At 65.9% G+C, this 7289-nt stretch carries 7 protein-coding genes; 5 read left to right on the plus strand and 2 right to left on the minus strand.

Annotated elements, in window-relative coordinates; genetic code table 11:
- On the minus strand, positions 1-1107 hold a 1107-nt coding region (locus SY1_RS02495; RefSeq protein ID WP_208872623.1), incomplete at its 3' end, for an ABC transporter permease.
- On the minus strand, positions 1101-1823 hold the full coding sequence (locus SY1_RS02500; protein ID WP_243440565.1) for an ABC transporter ATP-binding protein: 723 nt from the start codon (positions 1821-1823) through the stop codon (positions 1101-1103). The genes SY1_RS02495 and SY1_RS02500, both read right to left, overlap by 7 nt.
- A 363-nt stretch (positions 1824-2186) precedes the next feature.
- On the opposite strand from SY1_RS02500, the gene SY1_RS02505 reads away from it, so the two are divergent.
- From SY1_RS02505 to SY1_RS02525, 5 genes are all read left to right on the plus strand, one after another.
- Positions 2187-3401 carry an aminomethyl transferase family protein gene (locus SY1_RS02505; protein ID WP_208872624.1) on the plus strand — a complete coding sequence of 405 codons (1215 nt, stop codon included), beginning with the start codon at positions 2187-2189 and terminating at the stop codon, positions 3399-3401.
- Positions 3402-3487: 86 nt separating this feature from the next.
- The gene (gene gcvH / locus SY1_RS02510) at positions 3488-3901 is read left to right on the plus strand and encodes a glycine cleavage system protein GcvH (RefSeq protein ID WP_015556069.1); all 414 of its coding nucleotides are present in this window, start codon (positions 3488-3490) and stop codon (positions 3899-3901) included.
- 15 nt (positions 3902-3916) lie between these two features.
- Positions 3917-5227 (plus strand): aminomethyl-transferring glycine dehydrogenase subunit GcvPA, encoded by a 1311-nt coding sequence (gene gcvPA / locus SY1_RS02515; protein ID WP_015556070.1) that lies wholly within the window; start codon positions 3917-3919, stop codon positions 5225-5227.
- Between the two features lie 20 nt (positions 5228-5247).
- Positions 5248-6687, plus strand: coding sequence for an aminomethyl-transferring glycine dehydrogenase subunit GcvPB (gene gcvPB / locus SY1_RS02520; protein WP_208872625.1), 1440 nt, complete (start codon positions 5248-5250; stop codon positions 6685-6687).
- 200 nt (positions 6688-6887) lie between these two features.
- A complete protein-coding gene (locus SY1_RS02525) occupies positions 6888-7238 on the plus strand; it encodes a heat-shock protein Hsp90 (protein WP_208872626.1) in 351 nt (116 codons plus the stop codon).
- Positions 7239-7289: the final 51 nt, after the last annotated feature.

The following is a 7289-nucleotide window of genomic DNA, read 5'->3' on the forward strand; positions in this document are numbered from 1 at the left end:
GCCCATGAGGAACGGCCTGGGGTCGGGGCGGAAGGTCAGGGACGGGAACTTGAAGTGGATCAGGTAGACACGGGCCAGAGCCCGTCCCGCCAGCACGCCCAGGACGCACCCGGCCGCGGCGCCCAGCACGGCGATGGCGATGACCATCTTGAAGTAGTGGAGTCCCACCGCCAGGTCGGAGTAACCGAAGGCCTTGATCAGCCCGATCTGCTCGCGCTCGGAGTGGACCATGCGCGAGACGACGAGGGTGAGCAGAAACGCCGCCACGATGAGGAAGAGGGGCGGTATCATGACGCTCATGGAGCGGAGCTGGTCGAGCTCGTCGCCGACGAACCGGTTGGAATGCTGATTCTCCCGACCATAGGATCCGGTCCCCCCGTAGGGGTCGAGAATGCGGTCCACGGCGTCGAGGATCTCCGCGAGGCGGGCGCTGCGGTCCAGGGTCAGGATGGCCTCGTTGAAGGCCCCCTCCATCCCGTAGGCGGCGGCGATGGCCCGGCGTCCCATCCAGAGGACGCCGTACTGGGCGTCGTTCGAGACGACCTCGCCGGGCGCCGTGATGTAGATGAACTCCGGCGACTGCGCCAGCCCCACGATGCGCAGGCTCCGGCGCGAGCCGTTCATCGTAACGGTGAGCCGGTCCCCCGGCCTCAGCCCGCGGGCCGAGGCGAAGCTCCGGAGCAGGAGGACCTCGTCGGCGTTCCCGGGGTCGGGCAGGCGTCCGGCGACGAGGCGGACGCCGTTCAGGTTGGCGCCCTCCGCGTCCGGGAGGGAGAGGGCCCGGCCCCGAATCGGAAGCTCCAGTCCCGGCAGGTCGATCAGGGCCTCCCCGACGACGCGCCCCTCGGCCGCCGAGACGCCGGGAAGCTTGGCGAGGGTGTCGAGCAGGAAGCGCGGCGCGCGCCTGGCCGGCGCGAACACGTCGGCGAACCGACAGCTCTCGTAGTAGGACCGGCGGGTCTCCTGGATGGAGACGAACAGGCCCGACATCATGACCAGTATCATGACCCCCATGGCCACGACCGCACCGATGGCGGCGACCTGCCCCTTCATCCTCCAGAGGTCCCGAAGGAGCTTTCGGTCCAGCGCCCGCATCGGGATCACCATTCGATGGCCTCCGGATCGCTTCGCTCCGCGTTCTCGTCGATCGAACGGATCGCCCCGTCCGCGAAGCGGATCACCCGGTCCGCCATGCCGGCGGTGGCCGCGGCGTGGGTCACGATCAGCACGGTGGTCCCCAGCTCATCGTTGACGTTCGAGAGCACCTTCAGCACGGCCCGCCCGGTGCTGCTGTCGAGGGCCCCCGTGGGCTCGTCGCAGAAGAGCACCGTCGGCCGCTTGGCCACCGCGCGGGCGATGGCGACGCGCTGCTGCTCCCCGCCGGAGAGCTGCGAGGGGAAGTGGTCCACGCGCCCTCCCAGCCCCACCAGCGCGAGGGCCTCGTCCGGGGCCATCGGGTTCGTGGCGATCTCGGTCACCAGCTCCACGTTCTCCCGCGCGGTGAGGCTCGGCATGAGGTTGTAGAACTGAAAGACGAACCCCACGTGGTCGCGCCGGTAGCGGGTGAGCTGAGGCTCCGTCATGGCGCCGAGGTCCGCGCCGCGAAAGCGAACCGCGCCCGACGTCGGGCGGTCCAGGCCGCCGACGACGTTCAACAGGGTGGTCTTGCCGCTTCCGGAGGGCCCCAGCAGGACGACCAGCTCCCCCTCGCGGATCGTCAGGTCGATCCCCCGCAGGGCGTGGACGGCCGCCGTCCCCTCTCCGTAGACCTTCGTCAGCCCCTCGATCTCAAACACGGCGGCTCCGCTTCTATCTCCGGCCAAGAGCCTCGCCTCCTCAAGCAAAAGCCCGGTGGTTCTGGAAGTTTAACGGTTAATCAATGACGTTAACTGCGACGGCCTTTCATTATAGCACACGAAAGCGCGCGAAAAGCGCTGCCGATCGGGCCTCCGAAGGGGAGGGCGGCGGGTCGACGGTTCGGAAGCCGGGTTGTCGGACCATTTTTATGACGAAAATACATAGTTTACATGACGGACCGTGCTTGACCTTTCAACGCCCCTGCATGTACAATATGTACATAGTCTGTAGTGCTTTAGCCTGACTTTTTTGTTCCTGTATTATCTTCTGTCACTTTCTTGCGGGCAGTGCCTCGCAGCCCTGCCCAAAGACTTTGAGGAGGGATTCGCTTGCTTAAGAAGACACCTTTGAACGCGGTGCACCATGAGCTGGAGGGCCAGCTGACGGACTTCGGCGGCTGGGAGATGCCCCTGTGGTACAAGGCGGGGGCGGTGAAGGAGCACCTCTTCGTCCTGGAGAAGAGCGGGATTTTCGACATCTGCCACATGTGCGTGGTGCGCGTCACGGGGAAGGACGCCTTTGAGCTTCTGCAGCGGTGCCTCACCCGCAACCTCGAGAAGATGGCGAAGGGCGCCTGCGGCTACACCATGATCCTGAACGAGCAGGGGCACGTGGTGGACGACTGCATCGCCTACCACGTGGACGGGAACCGCACGGATTACGTGCTGGTGGTCAACTCCAACCGCGACGTCATCGTGGCGGATCACCTGAACAAGCACAAGGGCTCCCTCGACGTCACCATCAAGAACGAGGCCGGGCACTTCGGCAAGATCGACCTCCAGGGGCCGAAGTCTGCGGATATCCTGCGCAAGGCCATGGAGAAGCCGGACCTCCTGAACGGCATGAAGTACTTCCACTTCCTGGGCGATTACGACCCCGCGAAGAACCACGACGTCCATCTGAAGGGCGGCATCCCGGTCCTGATCTCCCGCACGGGCTACACGGGAGAGCTGGGCTTCGAGATCCTCTGCCCCAACGACAAGACCCTCGATGTGTGGAACCTCCTGGTGAAGTCGGGCGGCGACGACATCCTGCCCTGCGGCCTGGCCGCCCGCGACTCGCTGCGCATGGGGGCCATGCTGCCCCTGTCCCAGCAGGACATCGGGCCGTGGCCCTTCGTCAACACCCCCTGGGACTTCGCCCTGCCCCGCGACAAGGAGGGCAAGCTGACGAAGTCCTTCATCGGCTCGGATATCTACAAGAACCCGCCTGAGAGCTACACCCTGGCCTACTGCGGCTTCGACCCGCGCAAGGTCGATGCCCACAGCGGCGCGAAGGTCCTGCTGGACGGCAAGGAGATCGGCGTCGTCACGACCTGCTGCCTCGAGGTGGCCTGCAGCCGCGTGGACGGCAAGATCGTCGGCACGGCCAGCCCGGACAAGCCCGCGGACTTCAAGCCGAGGGGGCTGGTGGCCGGCTACGTCAGGGTGGACCGCAAGCTGGAGCCGGGGACGAAGGTCACCCTGAAGGACGCCCGCCGTTCCATCGAGGTGGAGATCGTCACGGACATCCGTCCGGGCCGCACGGCCCGCGTGGCCATCTGACGCCCTGCCGGCGTTCGAGGCCCGCGTCTTACCGTTTTTCGTTTGTCGTAACTCATCATCAAAAAATATAGGGAGGACACTTGCAAATGAAAGAATTCAACGAGCTGATCTTCAAGGACGACGCGCGCTACACCCAGACGCACGAGTGGGCGAAGAAGGAGGGGAACACCGTCCGGGTTGGGGTGGACGACTTCTCCCAGTCCGCGCTGGGCGACATCGTCTACGCGGAGCTGCCCGAGGTCGGGGCGGAGGTCCACGCCGGCGCGGCGTTCGGCTCTCTGGAGTCCACCAAGGCGGTCAGCGACCTGAACGCTCCCGTCTCCGGCAAGGTGGTCAAGGTCAACGAGGCCCTTGCGGACTCCCCGGACCTGGTGAACAAGGACCCCTTCGGCGAGGGGTGGATGATCGAGATCGAGCCCTCCAACCCGGCGGAGTTCGACAAGCTCATGGCGGTTGATGCCTACAAGGAGTACGCCAAGGGCGAGCACGCCAAGCACTAGGGGAGGCGAGAACCCATGAGGTATCTATCCCAGACGCCGGAGGACACGAAGGAGATGCTTGACGCCATTGGCGTCAAGAGCGTTGAAGACCTCTTCGACTCCATTCCGGCGAACGTGCGGCGCGACGCGCCCATCGACATCGAGCCCAAGAGCGAGTGGGCCCTGTCGAAGGAGATTCGCGCTCTTGCGGCGCAGAACTTCAGCGGCACGGCCTTCCTTGGCGCGGGCTGCTACCCCCACGACATCCCGGCCCACATCCCCTACCTGGCGATGAGGTCCGAGTTCCTGACGTCCTACACGCCCTATCAGCCGGAGGTCAGCCAGGGGACGCTGCAGGCGATCTTCGAGTTCCAGACCATGACGGCGAACCTGCTGGGCACGGAGGTGGCCAACGCCTCCATGTACGACGGCGCGAACTCCGTCGCGGAGGGGGCCCTGATGGCCATCCGCGTCAAGAAGAAGCACAAGGTGGCCTACTCCCGCCTGCTGCACCCCCACTACGTGGAGGAGATGAAGACGTACTTCCGCCCGGCGGGCTTTGAGGCGGTGGAGCTCCCCGTGCTGCCGGACGGGCGCACGGACCTGAGCAAGGTCCCGGACGACGTCTCCGCCGTCGTCGTCCAGTCGCCGAACTTCGCGGGCGTCGTCGAGGACCTGGAGGCGGCGGCCAAGGCGGCCCACGACAAGGGCGCGCTGCTCATGGCGGCCTTCACCGAGGCCATGGCCTGGGGGCTTCTGAAGAACCCCGGCAGCTGCGGCGCGGACATCGTGGCCGGCGAGGGCAGCAGCTTTGGGCTGGCGCTCAACGCGGGCGGCCCCGCCCTGGGGCTTTTGGCCTGCTCCATGAAGAACGTCCGCACCATGCCGGGCCGTCTCGTGGGACAGACCGTGGACCGCAACGGAAATCGCTGCTTCGTCCTGACGCTCTCCGCGCGCGAGCAGCACATCCGCCGCGAGAAGGCCACGTCGAACATCTGCACGAACTCCGGTCACTGCGCGCTGACGGCCGCCATGTACATGGCCTCCGCCGGGCGCGGGGGGCTGCACGCCATCGCGAAGCTGAACCACGACAAGGCCGCTTACCTGAAGGGCGGGCTGGAGAAGGCGGGCTTCAAGCCGCTCTTCAACGCGCCGTTCTTCAACGAGTTCGCCATGAAGGCCCCCGCGGGCTTTGAGAAGAAGTACGGAGAGCTCCTGAAGAAGGGCTTCGCCGCCGGCCTCGACATGGGCCGCTTCTTCCCCGAATACAAGGGCGTGTATCTGTTCTGTGCGACGGAGGTCCACACCCGCGAGGCCATCGACGCATTTCTTAAGGAGGTGGCCTAGCCATGAAGGGTTATCCTGGAATGAGGGGTATCGCGTACAAGGAGGACCTTCTGTGGGAGAAGTCCCGCAAGGGCCGGGTCGGCATCAGCATCCCGGAGGCGGACGTGCCGGGGGCGGACCTCGACCCGTCCCTCGTGGGCGCGGAGCCGAACCTGCCGGAGCTCTCCGAGGTGGACGTCGTCCGCCACTACACGAGGCTCTCCACGTGGAACTTCGGCCTGGACACGGGAATGTATCCGCTGGGCTCCTGCACCATGAAGTACAACCCCAAGATCAACGAGGCCATGGCGGCGCTGCCGGGCTTCGCCAACCTGCACCCGCTGCTGCCCGACGAGTGCATGCAGGGCGCGCTGAAGCTGATGTACGAGTTCGAGCAGGACCTGCTGAAGATTACGGGCATGAAGGCCGCGACGCTTGAGCCGGCGGCCGGTGCTCAGGGCGAGCTGACGGGGATGTTGATGATCCACGCCTACCACGCGCACAAGGGGCGCCAGCGCAGCAAGCTCATCATGCCCAGCACCGCTCACGGCACGAACCCGGCCTCCGGGGCGCTCTGCGGCTACACGCCGGTGCCGGTGGAGCTCTCCGCCGACGGGGTCGTGACCCCGGACGCCATCCGCGCCATCATGGACGAGGACACGGCGGGCATCATGCTGACGAACCCCAACACGCTGGGCATCTTCGAGAACCACGTGGCCGAGGTGGCCGAGATCATCCACGAGAAGGGCGGACTGGTCTACGGCGACGGCGCCAACATGAACGCTCTGATGGGCTACGTGGACGTGAAGAAGATGGGCGTTGACGTGCTGCACATGAACGTCCACAAGACGCTGTCCACGCCCCACGGCGGCGGCGGCCCCGGCGCGGGCCCCGTCGTGGTGGGCGAGGCCCTGGAGCCCTTCCTGCCCGTTCCCCGCGTCCGCAAGGACGGTGACCGCTACTACCTGGACTTCAACATCCCGCTCACCATCGGGCGCCTGCAGTCCTTCCTCGGCAACTTTGCCGTTCTGGTGCGCGGCTTCACCTACACCCGCACGATGGGGCGCGACCTGAAGGCCGCGACGGAGGCGGCGGTGCTGAACGCCAACTACGTGAAGGCGAAACTGCGCGGGGATTACCACCTGCCCTTCCCGCAGCCCAGCCTGCACGAGGTCATCTTCAACGACGAGGAGCAGAAGAAGAACGGCGTCACCACCATGGACATCGCCAAGCGCCTTCTGGACTGCGGCTTCCACGCGCCGACGGTGTACTTCCCGCTGGTGGTGGACAGCGCCCTCATGATCGAGCCGACGGACACGGAGCCCAAGGAGGAGCTGGACGCCTTCATCGCCGCGATGAAGGACATCGCCGCGGACGCCAGGACGAACCCGGAGCGCGTCACGAACACCCCGCAGAACACCATCGTGTCCCGCCCGGACGAGACGCTGGCGGCCCGTCAGCTCATCCTGAAGGGCGAGTAACGCCCCGTCGGGATAAGAACGGTATTTTTGAAGGGGACGCCTCGAGGCGTCCCCTTTTCGCATTTTGTTTTACTCAGAGGTCAGGTGTTGCAGGACGGGGCAAGGCGCTATATCATGGGATACGGAGCCGGCCGTCCTGAGGGCCGGGGGCGGCGCCAACGCTGCGCCGCGGAGTCTTTTTCGGAAGGGAGCTGTTTACTGTGGACAAGAAGGAAATGACCGAGGTCGTCCGCCGAATGATGGCGGCGCCGTCCTGCTGTGCCGAGGCGCGGGCCGCAGGCCAACGATGGCTGGACGCGCTGGGGAAGGCCGGCGAAGCCGCCGAGGCCCGGAGCCTGATCGCGGAGCTGGAGGCGGACCTGGTGCCCATCGATGGGCTGATCGCCTTTACGGGGTCGGCGGAGGGTGTGGCCCTCTTCGGCGCCGAGAAGGCGAAGGAGTTCAATGCTCACGGGCGGGAGATCAAGGCGAAGGGCGCGAAGTACTGCGACTGCGGCGCCTGCAGCGCGGCCCTCGAGGTCCTGGACCACCGGGAGGTCCTCCTGAAGTAGCCGCGTTGAAGTTTTTGGGCGAGATGTCAAATTTTTTATTTTATACCAATT

It is taken from the genome of Fretibacterium fastidiosum (genome assembly GCF_000210715.1).
GTDB classification, from domain to species: Bacteria; Synergistota; Synergistia; order Synergistales; family Aminobacteriaceae; genus Fretibacterium; species Fretibacterium fastidiosum.

What these genes read in the sequence shown, in the direction of transcription:
- gcvPB (WP_208872625.1), top strand. Translation starts at nt 5,248, where the DNA reads ATGAGGGGTATCGCGTACAAGGAGGACCTTCTGTGGGAGAAGTCCCGC.
- gcvPA (WP_015556070.1), top strand. Translation starts at nt 3,917, where the DNA reads ATGAGGTATCTATCCCAGACGCCGGAGGACACGAAGGAGATGCTTGAC.
- gcvH (WP_015556069.1), top strand. Translation starts at nt 3,488, where the DNA reads ATGAAAGAATTCAACGAGCTGATCTTCAAGGACGACGCGCGCTACACC.